Here is a 16,218-nt window from a genome sequence, read left to right as displayed (position 1 = left end):
TTATTTTTGGAATAATTATTTTTTTGTTAGGAGTAGAGATGATGAAGAAATCATCCTTAAGTTTGCTTTCTTTAGCTGGAGTCGAACCTTACAGCATGAAAAAAGGCGAAGAATACATGAGTGAAGAACAGCTTCAACACTTTAAAAAAATTCTACAAGCGTGGCATACACAGATTTGTACCGAAAGCAATCGTACTATGGACCGTATGCAGGATGACGCCGCAAACTTTGCTGATCCATCAGATCGTGCAACTCAGGAAGAAGAATTCAGCCTAGAGTTACGTACTCGTGATCGTGAACGCAAGTTACTGAAAAAAATTGAACGCACGCTACAAAAATTAGATCGTGATGAAGATTTCGGTTACTGCGATTCATGCGGGGAAGAAATTGGCTTACGCCGTTTAGAAGCACGCCCGACAGCTGATCTATGCATTGATTGCAAAACATTAGCTGAAATCCGTGAAAAACAAATGATGGCATAATCACCCAGTAAAGATGAAAAAGTGGGACGTGAAAAACGTCCCTTTTGTTATTTTTAGCGAGTAGTTGGGAGCAAATTATTTTCACTTTTATAAAAAAATTCTGGACTAAAAAATCAGATGCGACTCACGCCCAAAAAGATGAGGTAAATATCTCTGTTTCACCAAATGAAATGGAACAAAAACCTCGCCATAATCAGCGTTCTAAATCTGCACATATCCATGATGCAAGACAGTACGGCATCTATCCAGATAAGATTCATAAACATGCCTTACAAATTGTCGATAAACTTCAAGCAAATGGCTTTGAAGCTTACATCGTTGGGGGATGTTTACGTGATATTTTACAAAATAAAAAACCAAAAGATTTTGATGTTGCAACAAACGCACGTCCAGAACAAATTCGTCATATTTTCCAACGTCAATGTCGTCTCGTCGGAAAACGTTTCCGCTTAGCACACATTATGTTTGGACGTGATTTCATTGAAGTCGCAACCTTCCGTGCCGATCACCAGCCAAAACATAATGATAACCAGTCACGCCAAAGCGCCTCTGGTATGCTTCTACGTGATAATGTTTACGGTAACATGTCACAAGATGCTGCACGTCGAGATTTTACGGTTAATTCTTTCTATTACGATCCGAATAAACACAAACTTTACGATTTTTTCAATGGCTTAGAAGATTTACGTAATGGTAAATTACGCCTTATCGGTAATCCAGAAATTCGCTACCAAGAAGATCCTGTACGTATGCTACGGGCAATTCGTTTTATGGCAAAATTGGACATGTTCCTTGATTCACCTAGTGAAACACCAATAAGACGACTTGCCCATCTATTGCAAGATATCCCCCCTGCCCGTCTTTATGATGAAAGTCTTAAACTTTTACAATCTGGACATGGCGTAAAATCTTATCGTCTTATGCGAAAATATGGATTATTTGAGCAACTTTTCCCGTCGCTCATGCCTTTTTTCACAGAACGTGGGGATAATGATACACAACATATGATAGAGCGTGCCTTATCATCTACGGATGAGCGTATCGCTGATAATTTAGCAATCAATCCTGCTTTCCTGTTTGCTACTTTTTTCTGGTATCCATTACGTGAAAAAGTAGAAATACTTAAAAATGAAGGTGGATTAAATAATCATGATGCCTATAACCTTGCGAGTAATGATATTTTAGATACATTTTGTAAGCGTCTTGCTGCGCCACGTCGCCATACTTCAGTAATTCGTGATATTTGGATCTTGCAATTACAACTTATGAAGCGCCAAGGAAAAGCACCGACACGAACTTTTGAACATCCAAAATTCCGAGCCGCTTATGACTTATTAGCAATGCGTGCTGAAATTGAAGGTGGCGAAAGCATTGAGTTAGCAACGTGGTGGTATGAGTATCAACAAAGTAATGAGTCTCAACGCACTCAACTTTTACAACGCCAACAACGAAGCAAAGGAAAAGCGCATTCTGGTGAGAAAAAACCGTTCCGTCGTCGTCGCCATTCTCAACGTAGAAAATCGGCTACCAATAAACCGAATAAGCAGGTAAATTAATGCATCAAGTTTATATTGCACTTGGTAGTAATTTACAATCACCTGTTGCGCAACTCGAAAAAGCACTCTCTACGCTTGCCGAGTTGCCACAGGTTACAGTAAAAAAAACCAGCCCATTTTATCAAAGCTCGCCACTCGGACCACAAGATCAGCCTGACTTCATCAATGCCGTTGCATTGTTAGAAACTCCCTTATCGGCTGTAGAGCTTTTAGATATATTACAATCTATCGAAAATCAACAAGGGCGTATCCGTCTTCGTCATTGGGGAGAACGTACATTAGACCTAGACATCCTACTTTTTGATAACGATATCATAAAAACACCACGCCTTACTGTTCCACACTATGCAATGTGTGAGCGTGAGTTCGTGATTATTCCCCTTTTTGATATTGCCCCTGCACTTGTATTACCTACAGGTGAAAGCGTGGGCGAATTACGAAAAAAGTTTATAAACCATACGATGAAGGCTATCCAATAGAATAAAGTCGTCTTTGACCATTAGATTCAATGAGAAGATTGCCCGTTTATAAATATTTTGTGCTAAAATGTAATCCTTTTTATATTATTTGTTTTGTCGTCGGAGGAAAAGATGACCAGTGCTGCTAACAAAAGATCAGTGATGACCTTATTTTCAAACAATGATGACATTTATTGTCACCAAGTTCGTTTTGTACTCGCCGAAAAAGGTGCAGCTTACGAAATTGAAACGATTGTACCTGGTACAATCAATGAGCATTTAATGGAAGTCAATTCAAAAGGGACCGTTCCTACATTAATGGATCGTAACCTTGTTATCCGTACACCACACATTATTTTAGAATATTTAGACGAACGTTTTCCACACCCACCACTTATGCCGGTATTCCCTGTGGAACGTGCGCAAAAACGCCAACTTATGCATGATATCCAAGAAAGTTGGTATCAATATATTAAAGTTGCAGAATTTGGAAAAACTGAAACCGAACGTGCCCGTGCATTAAAATTCTTAAAAGAACAATTCCTTGCGATTTCAGCTCATTTCACTCCTTATTTCATGAGTGAAGAATTTAGCCTAGTAGATTGCTACATTGCTCCATTATTGTGGAAAATGCAAAATCTTGGCGTAGAATTTACGGGCGCTGGAAGTAAAGCCGTAAAAGCCTATATGGATCGTGTATTCAGTCGTGAATCATTCCAAGAATCCATTAATTGCGTTACGCCTAAAAACTTTATGGAAGAAAAATAGGTTTCCCTATGAGTAAAAAATTATCTGCAAAACGCTCTTATCTATTAAGAGCTTATTATGATTGGATTTCGGATAATGATCTTACCCCATACCTTGTGGTTGATGCGAATTATTACGGTACAGAAGTCCCTGAAGAATACGTTCAAGATGGGCAAATTATCCTAAATATTTCTATGCAAGCAACGGGAGATCTCCTAATTAACGATGATGCGGTTTCCTTTAATGCTCGCTTCCAAGGGGTAACTCGCCACGTCCATGTCCCAATGGGGGCAGCCGTTGCGATTTATGCTCGTGAAAATGGTGAAGGTGTGATGTTCGAACCCGAAGATATTTACGCTGAACTCAATCGTGAACCAGAAAATCAACCACAATCTTTTGAAGAAGCCGTAGATAAGCCAAAAGCGAAAAAAGCTAAAGATAATAGTTTCTTACGTATCGTGAAATAAGCTCACAATACGCTCTAATCTATATTTTCACGCCTCAATTCTCATAAATTTTTATGATTATTGGGGCGTGATTTTTATTAAAAGATAGAAAAAATTTAACATTAACTGCCTAATTTATAACATTATTTTTAAATAATGTGTCTTGACTTTATTTTTTGACTTGCCTAGAATGTCGCTCATCCGTCGGGGTGCCTTAATTGGCTGAGAGAGTCCCGTGAACCTGAAACAGTTAGTACTGGCGTAGGAAACGAGAATGCAAACATTTAATCTATCTTTTTCTAATCTTACTCCATTGTATTTTCCATTAAATACAACGGGGTGTACATGTCTTTAATTCAAATCCAAAATTTGGCGATTGCTTTTAAAGAGCAATACCTTTTCCAAAATCTCAATTTAACTTTAGAATCTGGTAAGAATACCGTCTTACTTGGGCGATCTGGCGTAGGTAAATCCTCATTGTTACGTGCTATTGCGGGCTTTCGCACGAATGAACGTATCACGGGTGAAATTTCCTATCCATCACACCTTCGTTTTGCTTATTTACCGCAAAATTATTCCCTCTATCCGTGGTTATCCGTCCTTGATAATGTTCAATTAGCGGCACATTTACGTCACCAAAAAACATATCAAACCACACAAAAAGCCAAGCAACTTTTAAATTCTGTTGGTCTTGAGGAACATATTCATAAAAAAGTTTTTCGTTTATCTGGAGGGCAACGTCAACGTGTCGCCCTAGCACGTATTCTTATGCAAGATGCCGATGTTGTTCTAATGGATGAGCCTTTTTCTGCCCTTGATGAAGTGACTAAGATTCAACTTTTACAATTGAGCCAATCTCTCTTAATAAATAAAACCGTTTTGATGATTACCCACAGCCCGAGTGAGGCACTTTCTTTCGCCGATCAAATTTATATTTTGCGTAGTGGAAAGCAACCGCTTGAACATTTCCCTCATAAGGACAATACCGAAAATCCCTATGCCTCTTTAATTAAAAAACTTGCCGAGTAATTATGCATAAAATTTTACATAGCTTATTTTTAATCCTGATTTTAGGTTTAATCTGGGAAAGTACAATTTTGCTATTTGACTTACCGCCTTACATTTTCCCTAGCCCTAAACAAGTCATTAATGCGCTTATTCAATACCATAGCGTATTGTTTGAACACGGAACACAAACGCTTTTAGAAATTTTAGCAGGGCTCTTTGTCGGCACAATACTTGGAATCGTAACGGCAATCTTCCTTTTCTACAACAAAGTGCTTTCTCGCCTTTTGCTACCAATTTTATTGATTAGCCAAGCGATTCCGATCTTTGCGATTGCCCCGATTTTAGTGCTTTGGTTCGGTTTTGGTTTTTTCTCTAAACTGGTGATGACCACGATCATCATTTTCTTCCCGATCACCAGTAATGTATTTGATGCACTCAAAAACACGCCTCAAGAAATGATCTTTATCGCAAAAAGTTGTGGTGCCACACCGCTGCAAATTTTAACTCGTGTGCGCCTCCCCGCTGCGCTACCTGCCGTAGGATCAGGTATCCGTATTGCCGCCACCATTGCGCCTATTGGTGCCGTGGTTGGCGAATGGGTCGGCGCTTCGCACGGTTTGGGATATCTCATGCTAATAAGCAATGCCCGCATGCAATCCGATATGCTTTTTGCTGCCCTATCGGTTTTAATTTTTATGACTTTAACCCTTTATTTCATGATTGATAAATCTTTAAAAAAATTCATTTTTTGGAATGGTAACTAATTGGAGAAAACAATGAAAAAAAGACTATTCATCTTGCTTATTGCCTGCCTTGCTAAAACCGCTTTTGCCAACGGAGCAGACAGAATCAATTTAGTGCTAGATTGGTTTATTAATCCAGATCATGCCGCCATTATCGTTGCGCAGCAACAAGGCTTTTTCAAAAAATATCATCTCGATGTGCATATTATTGAACCGACCGATCCATCGCTACCACCGAAATTGATAGCCACTCATCAAGCTGATATTGCGATAGATTATTTAACTCAATTACAAATGGCGGTCGCACAGGGATTACCATTAGTACGCATTGCCTCGCTATTCAATCAGCCATTGAGTAGCCTAGTCGTCCTAGACGATGGTCATATCAAAACACTTGCCGATCTCAAAGGTAAAAAAATTGGACATGCTATCTCGGGATTTGAAAGTGTCGTACTCAAAACTATGCTTAATCATGCGGGCTTAACCCTTAATGACGTAAAAATGGTGAATGTCAATTATGAGCTCTCGCCTGCACTTTTAAGTAAGCGTGTAGATGCCATTAATGGTGCGTTTCGTAATTTTGAAGTCAACCAACTTAAACTTGCGGGTGTAAAAGCCAAAGCCTTTTTCCCTGAACAAAATGGTGTGCCAAATTATGAAGAACTTGTCGTAATTTGCCATAAAGACCAAGTCAATGCTCCTAAATTTCAGCGCTTCGTAGCAGCGCTCAATGATGCAACCGATTATATCAAAGCCCACCCACAAAAAGCGTGGCAAGCCTTTATCAGTTACAATCCCGCACTTTTAAATACCCCATTAAACCAACTCGCTTGGCAAGATACTATTCCTTATATCAGTCCCAAACCGAGCAAACTTAACCGTGCGGATTATCAAAATTTTTCCGTTTTCCTCTATAAAAATCATGTGATTTCACACGATTTAAACCTTTCTAACTACACCAAAGACTATGCGCTTTAAGGAGAATTATGAACATTACGTACCTCATTCAAAACTGCCCATACTGGCAAGATTATACTGAGCATAAATTTGTCCGAGAATTGGGGCGTGGCACTTTACCGCTTGCCTCTTTTAAACATTATCTCATTCAAGATTATCTGTTTTTATTGCAATTCGCCCGTGCCTGGGGACTTGCCGTTTACAAAGCAGAAAATGTAGAACTAATGAAATATGCTCAACAAGGTATTCAAGCGATTTTGGAAGTGGAACAATCCATGCACTTAGATTTTTGCGAAAGTTGGGGGCTTTCTGCACAGGAAATACAAAAACATCCAGAAAGCCCCAATAATATAGGTTACACCCGCTATGTGCTTGATATTGGAATGAAATATGGGCTGGCTGAATTATTTGTCGCGATGGCCCCCTGCGCTTTGGGTTATAGTCAAATTGCAGAAAAACTGGCGAAAAACCATACCCCAAACAATCCTTACCAAAAATGGATCGATATGTATGATAGCGATACTTCACAAGAAAGCGTCCAGCGCTTCATGCGCCAAGCTGATCAATTAATTCAACACAGTGGCATTCAAGATCCTGAGCATTGGCAACGTATTTTTAATACTGCAACTCGTATGGAAATTGGCTTTTGGCAAATGGGTTTAGATTTAAGTTAAAGGGGGCGTTATGCTTGATATCACCTTAATCAATCAACTCCGTACACATAACCCGCTTATCCATTGTATCACCAATATCGTGGCGGCAAACTTTGTAGCTAATGGACTACTCGCTATTGGCGCTTCGCCACTGATGTCCGATTGTGCAGAAGAAATGGCAGATCTTGCCACGCTCACGCAAGGACTTTCTGTCAATATCGGTACACTCTGCGAGGATAAATGGCAAGCAGTTTGCCTCGCCTGCTCTCATTATAATCAGCACCAAAAACCTATTCTGCTCGACCCTGTGGGCGTGGGAGCAACACAATTTCGTCAACAAAAAATTAATTATCTTTTAGAACACTACCACTTTACTGCCATCCGAGGGAATGCAGCGGAGCTTGCTTATCTTGCAGGGATAAATTGGCAGCCGAAAGGCGTAGATGTTGGAGAAGGGCAACAAGATCCTATTCTAATTGCACAAAAGGTTGCAACTAAATACCACACCACTGTTTTATTAAGCGGAGCAACGGATATCATCACCGATGGTAGTCAAACTATTACCGTTACAGGTGGCAGTCCTTTTTTACCTAAAATTACTGCAACGGGTTGCTTACAAGGTGCCGTACTCACGGCTTTTTTAGCTTGTTGCAATCACCCTCTCCGCGCACTTACTACTGCAAGTGCCTTCTACAAAATCGCCGCCGAAAAAGCCGAGCAACGTACTTTACTTCAAGCTGGAAGTAACGGAACTTTTTTAATGGCTTTTCTAGATGCGTTAGCACAACCCCATTTAGATTACATAAAAAATCACGTTCAAATTAAGGAGATAAAATGAGCCATTTTCCACAAGCACTGACTATTGCTGGGTCTGATAGCGGTGGCGGTGCGGGTATTCAAACCGATTTAAAAACATTTCAAATGCGAGGCGTATTCGGCACCTCTGTATTAACTGCGGTGACTGCACAAAATACATTGGGCGTGCATCATATTCATCGCCTCCCTTTAGAAAACATTTCAGCGCAATTAACGGCTGTTTGCGATGATTTTTCAATTGATGCGGTTAAAATCGGCATGTTAGGCGATGCGGAAATCATTCAACTTGTAGCACAGAAATTACAGCAATATGCTTTAAAAAATATTGTGCTTGATCCCGTCATGATTGCCAAGGGTGGTGCAAAACTCTTACAAGATTCGGCTATTTTACAGTTAAAAGAAAATCTTATTCCCCTTTGTACACTCATTACCCCGAATCTTCCTGAGTGCGAAGTCCTTACGGGTATTTCGGTTTATGACGATCACTCTGCCCTAAAAGCCGCCCAATATTTACAAGCGTTAGGCGCTAAAAACGTGATGATTAAAGGTGGGCATACAGCAGATTTTACAGGCGAAACCTCTAATGATTGGATTCTGCTCGGTAATACATTTTTCACTCTCCCTGCCAAACGTTTCCATACTCCACACACGCACGGCACAGGTTGCACGTTATCTTCTTGCATTACTGCAGAATTAGCAAAAGGTGAATCGGTAAAAAATGCCATTATCCGTGCCAAAAGGTTTATCACTGACGCAATTACACATCCGCTGAATATCGGTCATGGGCATGGTCCTGTCAATTTATGGGCAGGAAATGAGGCATTAAATGGAGAAATAAACGATGCATAAACTTCCTTTTCTAAAACGCTATTTCGTGGCGGGTTCTCAAGATTGTCAACATTTAAATGGCAATAATGCAAATAATTTATTACACATTCTTGAAAATGCTTTAAATGCGGGCATTACTTGCTTTCAATTTCGTGAAAAAGGCAAAAACTCGCTCAGAGATCCAGACACGATCAGCGCCTTAGCTCAAGATTGCCAAAAACTTTGTGCGAAAGCGAAAGTACCCTTTATTATTAATAATGATGTCGCTCTCGCATTAAAGCTTAATGCCGATGGGATCCATGTGGGACAATCCGATACGCCTGTTGTGGATATCATCCCCCTGTTTAAAAATAAAATTATTGGATTGTCTTGCCAAACATTGGCACAAGCTCAATTAGCAGATAGATACCCTGAGATTAGTTATCTAGGTGTTGGTCCAATTTTTTCAACAAATTCTAAAGAAGATGCAGGTAATGCTTTACACCCTGATATTATTCGGCAATTAAAATCAGCGCATATCCGTAAACCACTAGTCGCCATTGGTGGGATTTCATTGCAAAATATTCATGCGCTTAAAGCAACTAATCCTGATGGTATTGCCGTCATTTCTATGATAACCAAAGCCCATGATTTATCGCGAATTATCCCCTATTGGTAATCTTTAGCTTAAAGGATAAGGCATTATCCGATGCCTTATTTGCACAACATTTTCTTATAAAAAAACTACGGTTATCTATAAACCCCATAAATTTTCTCGAAAATCTTGGCGTGATTTTTATCAAAAACTAAAATCACGCCCCAAAATCCATAAAATTTTATGAAATTCAAGCCGTGATTTAATCCAAAAATAAAAAACTCAAAAGCTGCGCCAACGGTCCCCTTATAAATCGCCTGAGCGACTGAAATTTTTAGTTTTTTGTCCTGTTTGAGCTAAGCGAGTTACAAAAAAAAACGTTAAGAAAATTTCCACAAACTGAGAAAAAGCGATTTATCAGGGTGTGTTCTTTGATTACTTTTACTCGCCTCGCCCGCCTTTCGGGTCGTTGCTTCGCAACGTTCAAACCTACGGTTTGTCTTGCAAAAGCAAAGAAATGAAAATGAACGAAGTTCATATACGCAAAAAAGCGACAATTACATAAATTAAAAAACAAAAAACTACGCCCCAAAAATCATAATTTTTTACGAATTTTAAACCGTGATTTAATTAAAAAAATAAAAACTCAAAAACTGCGCCAACGGTCCCCTTATAAATCGCCTGAGCGACTGGAAATTTCTAGTTTTTTGTCCTGTTTGAGCGAAACGAGTTACAAAAAAACCGTTAAGAAAATTTCCACAAACTGAGAAAAAGCGATTTATCAGGGGTGTGTTCTTTGGTTACTTGTACTCGCTTCGCTCGCCTACAGGTCGTTACTTCGCAACATTCAAGCCTACGGTTTGTCTTGCACAAGCAAGTAAAGTAACATCACTCCCCATAACAAAAAAGGGAGCCGAAGCTCCCTTTTTTTAAGCGTAAATCGCTAATTATTTGATGATGTTTGCAACAACACCAGCACCAACGGTACGGCCACCTTCACGGATAGCGAAACGTAAACCTTGGTCCATTGCGATTGGGTGAATTAGGCTAACAGTCATTTTGATGTTGTCGCCTGGCATTACCATTTCTACGCCTTCTGGTAATTCGATTGTACCAGTTACGTCAGTTGTACGGAAGTAGAACTGTGGACGGTAACCTTTGAAGAATGGAGTATGACGACCACCTTCATCTTTTGAAAGTACGTATACTTCAGCTTCGAAGTCTGTGTGTGGAGTGATTGAACCTGGTTTCGCTAATACTTGACCACGTTCGATTTCTTCACGTTTTGTACCACGTAATAATGCACCGATGTTTTCACCTGCACGACCTTCGTCAAGTAATTTACGGAACATTTCAACACCAGTTACAGTTGTTTTCGCAGTTGGTTTGATACCTACGATTTCAACTTCGTCACCAGTACGGATGATACCACGTTCTACACGACCAGTTACTACTGTACCACGACCAGAGATTGAGAACACATCTTCGATTGGAAGAAGGAATGGTTGGTCGATTGCACGTTCTGGTTCTGGGATGTAGCTGTCTAGTGCTTCAGCTAATTCAAGGATTTTACCTTCCCATTCTGCGTCGCCTTCTAATGCTTTTAATGCAGAACCACGGATGATAGGAATATCATCACCTGGGAAGTCGTATTGAGATAGAAGTTCACGAACTTCCATTTCTACTAATTCTAATAATTCTTCATCATCCACCATATCGCATTTGTTTAAGAATACGATGATGTAAGGTACACCTACTTGGCGACCTAAAAGGATGTGTTCACGAGTTTGTGGCATTGGACCATCAGTCGCTGCTACTACTAAGATAGCACCGTCCATTTGCGCAGCACCAGTGATCATGTTTTTAACATAGTCAGCGTGTCCCGGGCAGTCAACGTGTGCGTAGTGGCGAGTTGGAGTATCGTATTCAACGTGTGAAGTGTTGATGGTGATACCACGTGCTTTTTCTTCTGGTGCGTTATCGATTTGATCGAATGCGCGAGCAGCACCGCCGTAGTGTTTAGCTAATACGTTAGTGATAGCTGCAGTTAAAGTTGTTTTACCATGGTCAACGTGGCCGATTGTACCCACGTTAACGTGCGGTTTTGTACGTTCAAATTTTTCTTTAGACATTCTAATGTTTCCTTAATGATTAAGACTGTGGCATATACTATGCCACAGTTTTTAAAAACAAGTAATTATTTTTTACGTGCTTCGATAACTGCTTCAGCAACATTTTTCGGAGCTTCAGCGTATTTAAACGGTTCCATAGAGTAAGAAGCACGACCTTGAGTTTGTGAACGAAGGTCAGTTGCGTAACCAAACATTTCTGAAAGTGGAACTTCAGCATCGATTTTAACGATGTGTTCGTTAGCTTCTTGTCCATTTACCATAGCACGACGACGGCTTAAGTCACCAATTACGTCACCAACATATTCTGGTGGAGTTTCAACTTCAACTTTCATAATTGGTTCTAATAATACTGGGTTAGCTTTTGCGAATGCTGCTTTAAATGCTAAAGATGCAGCAAGTTTAAACGCTAATTCAGATGAGTCCACATCGTGGTATGAACCGAAGTGTAAGCGTACACCAACATCAACTACTGGGTAACCTGCTAAAGGACCAGATTTAAGTTGTTCTTGGATACCTTTGTCAACTGCAGGGATGTATTCAGTTGGAATTACACCACCTTTGATTTCGTTAACAAATTCGTAGCCTTTTTCGCTTTCTGGATCTAATGGGTACAAGTCAAGAACAACGTGACCGTATTGACCGCGACCACCAGATTGTTTTGCGTGTTTACCTTCAACGTCGTTAACACGTGTGCGGATAGTTTCACGGTAAGATACTTGTGGTTTACCGATGTTAGCTTCCACTTTGAATTCACGTTTCATACGGTCAACGATGATGTCTAAGTGTAATTCACCCATACCAGAGATAATGGTTTCGCCAGATTCTTCATCAGTGTGAACACGGAATGAAGGGTCTTCTTGTGCTAAACGACCTAATGCAAGACCCATTTTTTCTTGGTCAGCTTTAGTTTTAGGTTCAACAGCAACAGAAATTACTGGTTCTGGGAATTCCATACGTTCTAGGATGATTGGTGCATCTTGTGCACATAAAGTATCACCAGTTGCTACGTCTTTAAGACCGATAGCTGCTGCGATATCACCCGCACGAACTTCTTTAATTTCTTCACGTTTGTTTGAGTGCATTTGTACGATACGACCAAAACGTTCACGTTTTTGTTTAACAGAGTTAAGTACTGTATCGCCTGAGTTAATAACACCAGAGTATACACGGAAGAATGTTAAGTTACCCACAAATGGGTCAGTTGCGATTTTGAATGCAAGAGATGAGAATGGTTCATCATCAGTTGCGTGACGTTCGTCTGGTTCGTCAGTTAAAGTTACACCTTGGATTGGTGGAACGTCTGTAGGTGCTGGTAAGTAATCGATTACCGCATCAAGCATTGCTTGAACACCTTTGTTTTTGAACGCAGAACCGCAAGTTACAAGGATGATTTCAGTGTCTAATACACGTTTACGTAAACCACCTTTGATTTCTTCTTCAGTTAATTCATCACCGTTTAGGTATTTTTCCATTAATTCTTCAGAAGATTCAGCTGCTGCTTCAACAAGGTTTTGATGCCATTCTTCACATGCTTCAACCATATCTGCTGGGATGTCTTCGTAAGTGAAAGTCATACCTTGGTCAGCTTCATTCCAGTTGATTGCTTGCATTTTAACAAGGTCAACAACACCTTTAAAGTTGTCTTCAGCACCGATTGGTAATTGAAGAGGAACTGCGATACCGCCTAAACGAGATTTGATTTGTTCAACTACGCGTAGGAAGTTTGCACCAGTACGGTCCATTTTGTTAACGAACGCGATACGTGGAACATGATATTTGTTAGCTTGACGCCATACAGTTTCTGATTGAGGTTGTACACCACCTACCGCACAGTAAACCATTACCGCACCATCAAGTACACGCATAGAACGTTCTACTTCAACTGTGAAGTCAACGTGTCCCGGAGTATCGATGATGTTGATACGGTGTTGTGGGTATTGTTGTGACATACCGCTCCAGAAAGCAGTTGTTGCCGCAGAAGTGATAGTGATACCACGTTCTTGTTCTTGTTCCATCCAGTCCATAGTCGCTGCACCGTCGTGAACTTCACCGATTTTGTGACTTACACCAGTATAGAATAAGATACGTTCTGAAGTGGTTGTTTTACCTGCGTCGATATGAGCACTGATACCGATGTTACGGTAACGCTCAATAGGGGTTTTACGAGCCATTCGTTCTTCCTTTCTTTGGGATTTAGTCTTATAAAATAAAACTAAAATTTTATATATGGATAAGGCTTCATCACAGATGCTGAGATGAAGCCTAAAAGCTTAATCGCTAACTGATTACCAACGGTAATGAGCAAATGCTTTGTTAGCTTCTGCCATGCGGTGAACGTCTTCACGTTTTTTAACCGCTGCACCTTTGTTTTCAGACGCATCTGATAATTCGTTAGCTAAACGTAAAGCCATTGATTTATCACCACGTTTGCGTGCTGCATCCACAATCCAACGCATACCTAGTGCGTTACGACGTACTGGACGTACTTCTACTGGCACTTGGTAGGTAGAACCACCAACACGGCGGGATTTAACTTCTACTGTTGGGCGAACATTTTCTAATGCGATTTCAAAAGCTTCTAAAGGTTCTTTACCTGTACGTTGAGCTAATGTATCTAGCGCATTGTAAACGATTTTTTCAGCGATAGATTTTTTACCATCTACCATTAAAACATTGATAAATTTAGCAAGTAATTCTGAACCGAATTTCGGATCTGGAAGGATCTTGCGTTGTCCAATAACACGACGACGTGGCATTGTAAATTCTCCGTATTTATATTTCAGGATTGTCCAAAACTCAATATGAGAAATTTCTCAAAACTGGAGTTTAGGGTTTATATAGTTAATAAGCGTTTGGCCTTACTTAACGGAGAACCATTAAGCTTTAGGACGTTTAACGCCGTATTTAGAACGTGCTTGTTTACGATCTTTAACGCCTGCACAGTCAAGTGCACCACGTACAGTGTGATAACGCACACCCGGTAAATCTTTAACACGACCACCACGGATAAGCACAACACTGTGCTCTTGAAGGTTGTGACCTTCACCGCCGATATATGAAGTTACTTCGTAACCGTTAGTTAAACGAACACGACATACTTTACGTAACGCTGAGTTCGGTTTTTTAGGTGTAGTAGTGTATACACGAGTACACACGCCACGTTTCTGTGGACAAGCTTCCAAAGCAGGAACGAGGTTTTTTGCAACCTTTTTAACACGCGGGTTGCGTACTAGCTGGTTGATAGTTGCCATTAAAAAGCTCCAGTTTAATTGTTATTCATAAAAGAATGTATATTTATTAAGCCTATCTAAAAAAGATAGACGGGGAATTCTATTATTCTCATTTTGTAATGTCAAGAAATATACCAAATTTCTATGACCAGACAGCCCTAAATTAGTGGACGGTGCCTTTCATTTTGGTTAATTTTTCTTTATCAAAAGTGTAATGTTTACCACAACATTCACACTGCATATCGATTGCACCATTACGTTCAGCTAAGATTTTATCAATTTCATCATCACCTAACATAAGAAGTGCATTGCCAGAACGTTCTTCCGAGCAACCGCAGAAGAAAGTCACTTCTTCAGCTGGGTAGATTTCTACAGTTTCTTCGTGGAACAATCGATAAAGTAATTCTTCAGCCGTTAGGGTAAAGAATTCTTCTTTTGTTGCCGTAGCAGCAAGGGTACTTAAATGTTCAAAATCATTTTCTGTTCCCGTACCGTCTGGCATCACCTGTAGCAATAAGCCTGCTGCAGTCGGTTTTCCATTTTCTTCACCTGTAACAATCACAAGCTGAGTTTCCAGCTGTTCAGAACGTTTAAAGTACTCTTCTAAACATCCAGTTAACGTTGGGCGACTTAATTCAACAATACCTTGATAACGCTCCCCTTCTTGTGGTGCGATAGTAATAACTAATACACCTTTGCCAATCATTTCAGCTAAAGACACATCATTTTTAATATCGCCTTGTAAGCGAGCAACCGCACGCAGTTGTTGCTGGTCATTACCATTTACTACTGCTAGGCTTAATGGACCATCACCTTGTAATTGTAAAGTGATATTTCCTTTAAATTTCAAAGTTGCTGTTAATAAAGCCGTTGCAACCATCATTTCACCCAATAAATCTTGGACAGGTTGTGGATATTGATGAGTATTTAATGTTTCATCAAATGTTTTATTTAAGCGAACCCATTCCCCACGAACGCCACGGTCTTTAAATAGGTAACGGTATAATTTGTCGTTATCTTTCATATAATCTGTCATAATTATTTTCTCTCACATCTAATAAAGGTTACTGATGAGACTTAAACTCAATAAGTTCTCGTCTTTCTTTTTTGGTTGGGCGACGCTCTGGATTAGGCATACTCAATGCCCCATATTTCCGAGCCTCGGCAATTTGTTCTCGTTTGGCAATACTGGTTTCTGTTTCCTGATATAACTTTTGTGCCTCGGGTGCAGGTCCTCGTTTTTCAGTTATTCCCAGTATAATGATCTCTTTTTGGATATTGCCTTGTGATAATCGAATACAATCTCCAATTTTAACCTCTTTATTCGGTTTTACCCTTTGTTGATTATAATGGACTTTCCCACCATCTATCATTGTCTTCGCAATACTACGTGTTTTATAAAAACGCACAGCCCATAGCCATTTATCTAAACGGACTGATCCTTGCACGCCGTTATTTTCAAATTTTTTTTCACTTTTCTGCATATTTCCCATAATAATTTATTCACCAAACTATACTAAATCGTAATTTTTCTAATTTATTTCCAAATTTTTTATTAAATTTAGATTTATTTTAATTTTAATTTAAA

The 16,218-nt window shown here is 39.8% G+C and carries 18 protein-coding genes and 1 riboswitch; of the genes, 12 read left to right on the top strand and 6 right to left on the bottom strand.

Annotation, left to right across the window (positions count from 1 at the left end; translation table 11 throughout):
* Positions 1 to 41 precede the first annotated feature (41 nt).
* The 12 genes from dksA (at position 42) to thiE (ending at position 9,352) form a co-directional block, all read left to right on the top strand.
* Positions 42 to 482: an RNA polymerase-binding protein DksA gene (dksA, locus tag EL259_RS06700; RefSeq protein WP_126600902.1), complete on the top strand. Its 441-nt coding sequence runs from the start codon at positions 42 to 44 to the stop codon at positions 480 to 482.
* 170 nt (positions 483 to 652) lie between these two features.
* Entirely contained in the window at positions 653 to 2,038 is a 1,386-nt protein-coding gene (gene pcnB / locus EL259_RS06695) for a polynucleotide adenylyltransferase PcnB (protein ID WP_126600156.1), read from the top strand.
* The gene (gene folK / locus EL259_RS06690; protein WP_126600154.1) at positions 2,038 to 2,517 is read left to right on the top strand and encodes a 2-amino-4-hydroxy-6-hydroxymethyldihydropteridine diphosphokinase; all 480 of its coding nucleotides are present in this window, start codon (positions 2,038 to 2,040) and stop codon (positions 2,515 to 2,517) included. Before pcnB ends, folK begins: the two co-directional genes overlap by 1 nt.
* Before the next feature lie 111 nt (positions 2,518 to 2,628).
* Complete coding sequence (locus EL259_RS06685; RefSeq protein WP_126600152.1) at positions 2,629 to 3,264, top strand: glutathione S-transferase N-terminal domain-containing protein; 636 nt, start codon at positions 2,629 to 2,631, stop codon at positions 3,262 to 3,264.
* An 8-nt stretch (positions 3,265 to 3,272) separates the two neighbouring features.
* Entirely contained in the window at positions 3,273 to 3,710 is a 438-nt protein-coding gene (locus EL259_RS06680) for a ClpXP protease specificity-enhancing factor (protein WP_126600150.1), read from the top strand.
* 174 nt (positions 3,711 to 3,884) lie between these two features.
* A riboswitch (TPP riboswitch) is annotated at positions 3,885 to 3,974 on the top strand.
* A gap of 60 nt (positions 3,975 to 4,034) precedes the next feature.
* Positions 4,035 to 4,718: an ABC transporter ATP-binding protein gene (locus tag EL259_RS06675; protein WP_126600148.1), complete on the top strand. Its 684-nt coding sequence runs from the start codon at positions 4,035 to 4,037 to the stop codon at positions 4,716 to 4,718.
* A 2-nt stretch (positions 4,719 to 4,720) separates the two neighbouring features.
* Positions 4,721 to 5,461 (top strand): ABC transporter permease, encoded by a 741-nt coding sequence (locus EL259_RS06670; RefSeq protein ID WP_126600146.1) that lies wholly within the window; start codon positions 4,721 to 4,723, stop codon positions 5,459 to 5,461.
* A gap of 12 nt (positions 5,462 to 5,473) precedes the next feature.
* Positions 5,474 to 6,418, top strand: coding sequence for an ABC transporter substrate-binding protein (locus EL259_RS06665; RefSeq protein ID WP_126600144.1), 945 nt, complete (start codon positions 5,474 to 5,476; stop codon positions 6,416 to 6,418).
* An 8-nt stretch (positions 6,419 to 6,426) separates the two neighbouring features.
* Positions 6,427 to 7,071 (top strand): thiaminase II, encoded by a 645-nt coding sequence (gene tenA / locus EL259_RS06660; RefSeq protein ID WP_126600142.1) that lies wholly within the window; start codon positions 6,427 to 6,429, stop codon positions 7,069 to 7,071.
* Between the two features lie 10 nt (positions 7,072 to 7,081).
* Positions 7,082 to 7,888 carry a hydroxyethylthiazole kinase gene (gene thiM / locus EL259_RS06655; RefSeq protein WP_126600140.1) on the top strand — a complete coding sequence of 269 codons (807 nt, stop codon included), beginning with the start codon at positions 7,082 to 7,084 and terminating at the stop codon, positions 7,886 to 7,888.
* Positions 7,885 to 8,715 (top strand): bifunctional hydroxymethylpyrimidine kinase/phosphomethylpyrimidine kinase, encoded by an 831-nt coding sequence (gene thiD / locus EL259_RS06650; RefSeq protein WP_126600138.1) that lies wholly within the window; start codon positions 7,885 to 7,887, stop codon positions 8,713 to 8,715. Before thiM ends, thiD begins: the two co-directional genes overlap by 4 nt.
* Complete coding sequence (thiE, locus tag EL259_RS06645) at positions 8,708 to 9,352, top strand: thiamine phosphate synthase (protein WP_126600136.1); 645 nt, start codon at positions 8,708 to 8,710, stop codon at positions 9,350 to 9,352. The genes thiD and thiE overlap by 8 nt, the downstream gene beginning before the upstream one ends.
* Before the next feature lie 863 nt (positions 9,353 to 10,215).
* Here the strand turns inward: thiE and tuf are convergent.
* The 6 genes from tuf to hslR all read right to left on the bottom strand — a co-directional run bounded on the left by tuf (position 10,216) and on the right by hslR (position 16,114).
* Positions 10,216 to 11,400, bottom strand: coding sequence for an elongation factor Tu (gene tuf, locus EL259_RS06640; RefSeq protein ID WP_126599201.1), 1,185 nt, complete (start codon positions 11,398 to 11,400; stop codon positions 10,216 to 10,218).
* 65 nt (positions 11,401 to 11,465) lie between these two features.
* Positions 11,466 to 13,571 carry an elongation factor G gene (gene fusA / locus EL259_RS06635; protein ID WP_126600134.1) on the bottom strand — a complete coding sequence of 702 codons (2,106 nt, stop codon included), beginning with the start codon at positions 13,569 to 13,571 and terminating at the stop codon, positions 11,466 to 11,468.
* A 114-nt stretch (positions 13,572 to 13,685) separates the two neighbouring features.
* The gene (gene rpsG, locus EL259_RS06630) at positions 13,686 to 14,156 is read right to left on the bottom strand and encodes a 30S ribosomal protein S7 (RefSeq protein ID WP_126600132.1); all 471 of its coding nucleotides are present in this window, start codon (positions 14,154 to 14,156) and stop codon (positions 13,686 to 13,688) included.
* Between the two features lie 120 nt (positions 14,157 to 14,276).
* Complete coding sequence (rpsL, locus tag EL259_RS06625; RefSeq protein WP_126600130.1) at positions 14,277 to 14,651, bottom strand: 30S ribosomal protein S12; 375 nt, start codon at positions 14,649 to 14,651, stop codon at positions 14,277 to 14,279.
* A gap of 142 nt (positions 14,652 to 14,793) precedes the next feature.
* Positions 14,794 to 15,666, bottom strand: a complete 873-nt coding sequence (hslO, locus tag EL259_RS06620) for an Hsp33 family molecular chaperone HslO (protein ID WP_126600128.1) — start codon at positions 15,664 to 15,666, stop codon at positions 14,794 to 14,796.
* 28 nt (positions 15,667 to 15,694) lie between these two features.
* The gene (gene hslR / locus EL259_RS06615) at positions 15,695 to 16,114 is read right to left on the bottom strand and encodes a ribosome-associated heat shock protein Hsp15 (RefSeq protein ID WP_126600126.1); all 420 of its coding nucleotides are present in this window, start codon (positions 16,112 to 16,114) and stop codon (positions 15,695 to 15,697) included.
* Between the last annotated feature and the right edge of the window lie 104 nt (positions 16,115 to 16,218).

It is taken from the genome of Actinobacillus delphinicola (assembly GCF_900638385.1).
Lineage (GTDB): Bacteria > Pseudomonadota > Gammaproteobacteria > Enterobacterales > Pasteurellaceae > Actinobacillus_C > Actinobacillus_C delphinicola.
Note: the sequence above shows the minus strand (reverse complement) of the source record. Positions and strands in the feature narration are given on the sequence as shown.

What these genes read in the sequence shown, in the direction of transcription:
- dksA (WP_126600902.1), top strand. Translation starts at nt 42, where the DNA reads ATGAAGAAATCATCCTTAAGTTTGCTTTCTTTAGCTGGAGTCGAACCT.
- pcnB (WP_126600156.1), top strand. Translation starts at nt 653, where the DNA reads ATGGAACAAAAACCTCGCCATAATCAGCGTTCTAAATCTGCACATATC.
- folK (WP_126600154.1), top strand. Translation starts at nt 2,038, where the DNA reads ATGCATCAAGTTTATATTGCACTTGGTAGTAATTTACAATCACCTGTT.
- EL259_RS06685 (WP_126600152.1), top strand. Translation starts at nt 2,629, where the DNA reads ATGACCAGTGCTGCTAACAAAAGATCAGTGATGACCTTATTTTCAAAC.
- EL259_RS06680 (WP_126600150.1), top strand. Translation starts at nt 3,273, where the DNA reads ATGAGTAAAAAATTATCTGCAAAACGCTCTTATCTATTAAGAGCTTAT.
- EL259_RS06675 (WP_126600148.1), top strand. Translation starts at nt 4,035, where the DNA reads ATGTCTTTAATTCAAATCCAAAATTTGGCGATTGCTTTTAAAGAGCAA.
- EL259_RS06670 (WP_126600146.1), top strand. Translation starts at nt 4,721, where the DNA reads ATGCATAAAATTTTACATAGCTTATTTTTAATCCTGATTTTAGGTTTA.
- EL259_RS06665 (WP_126600144.1), top strand. Translation starts at nt 5,474, where the DNA reads ATGAAAAAAAGACTATTCATCTTGCTTATTGCCTGCCTTGCTAAAACC.
- tenA (WP_126600142.1), top strand. Translation starts at nt 6,427, where the DNA reads ATGAACATTACGTACCTCATTCAAAACTGCCCATACTGGCAAGATTAT.
- thiM (WP_126600140.1), top strand. Translation starts at nt 7,082, where the DNA reads ATGCTTGATATCACCTTAATCAATCAACTCCGTACACATAACCCGCTT.
- thiD (WP_126600138.1), top strand. Translation starts at nt 7,885, where the DNA reads ATGAGCCATTTTCCACAAGCACTGACTATTGCTGGGTCTGATAGCGGT.
- thiE (WP_126600136.1), top strand. Translation starts at nt 8,708, where the DNA reads ATGCATAAACTTCCTTTTCTAAAACGCTATTTCGTGGCGGGTTCTCAA.
- tuf (WP_126599201.1), bottom strand. Translation starts at nt 11,400, where the DNA reads ATGTCTAAAGAAAAATTTGAACGTACAAAACCGCACGTTAACGTGGGT.
- fusA (WP_126600134.1), bottom strand. Translation starts at nt 13,571, where the DNA reads ATGGCTCGTAAAACCCCTATTGAGCGTTACCGTAACATCGGTATCAGT.
- rpsG (WP_126600132.1), bottom strand. Translation starts at nt 14,156, where the DNA reads ATGCCACGTCGTCGTGTTATTGGACAACGCAAGATCCTTCCAGATCCG.
- rpsL (WP_126600130.1), bottom strand. Translation starts at nt 14,651, where the DNA reads ATGGCAACTATCAACCAGCTAGTACGCAACCCGCGTGTTAAAAAGGTT.
- hslO (WP_126600128.1), bottom strand. Translation starts at nt 15,666, where the DNA reads ATGACAGATTATATGAAAGATAACGACAAATTATACCGTTACCTATTT.
- hslR (WP_126600126.1), bottom strand. Translation starts at nt 16,114, where the DNA reads ATGCAGAAAAGTGAAAAAAAATTTGAAAATAACGGCGTGCAAGGATCA.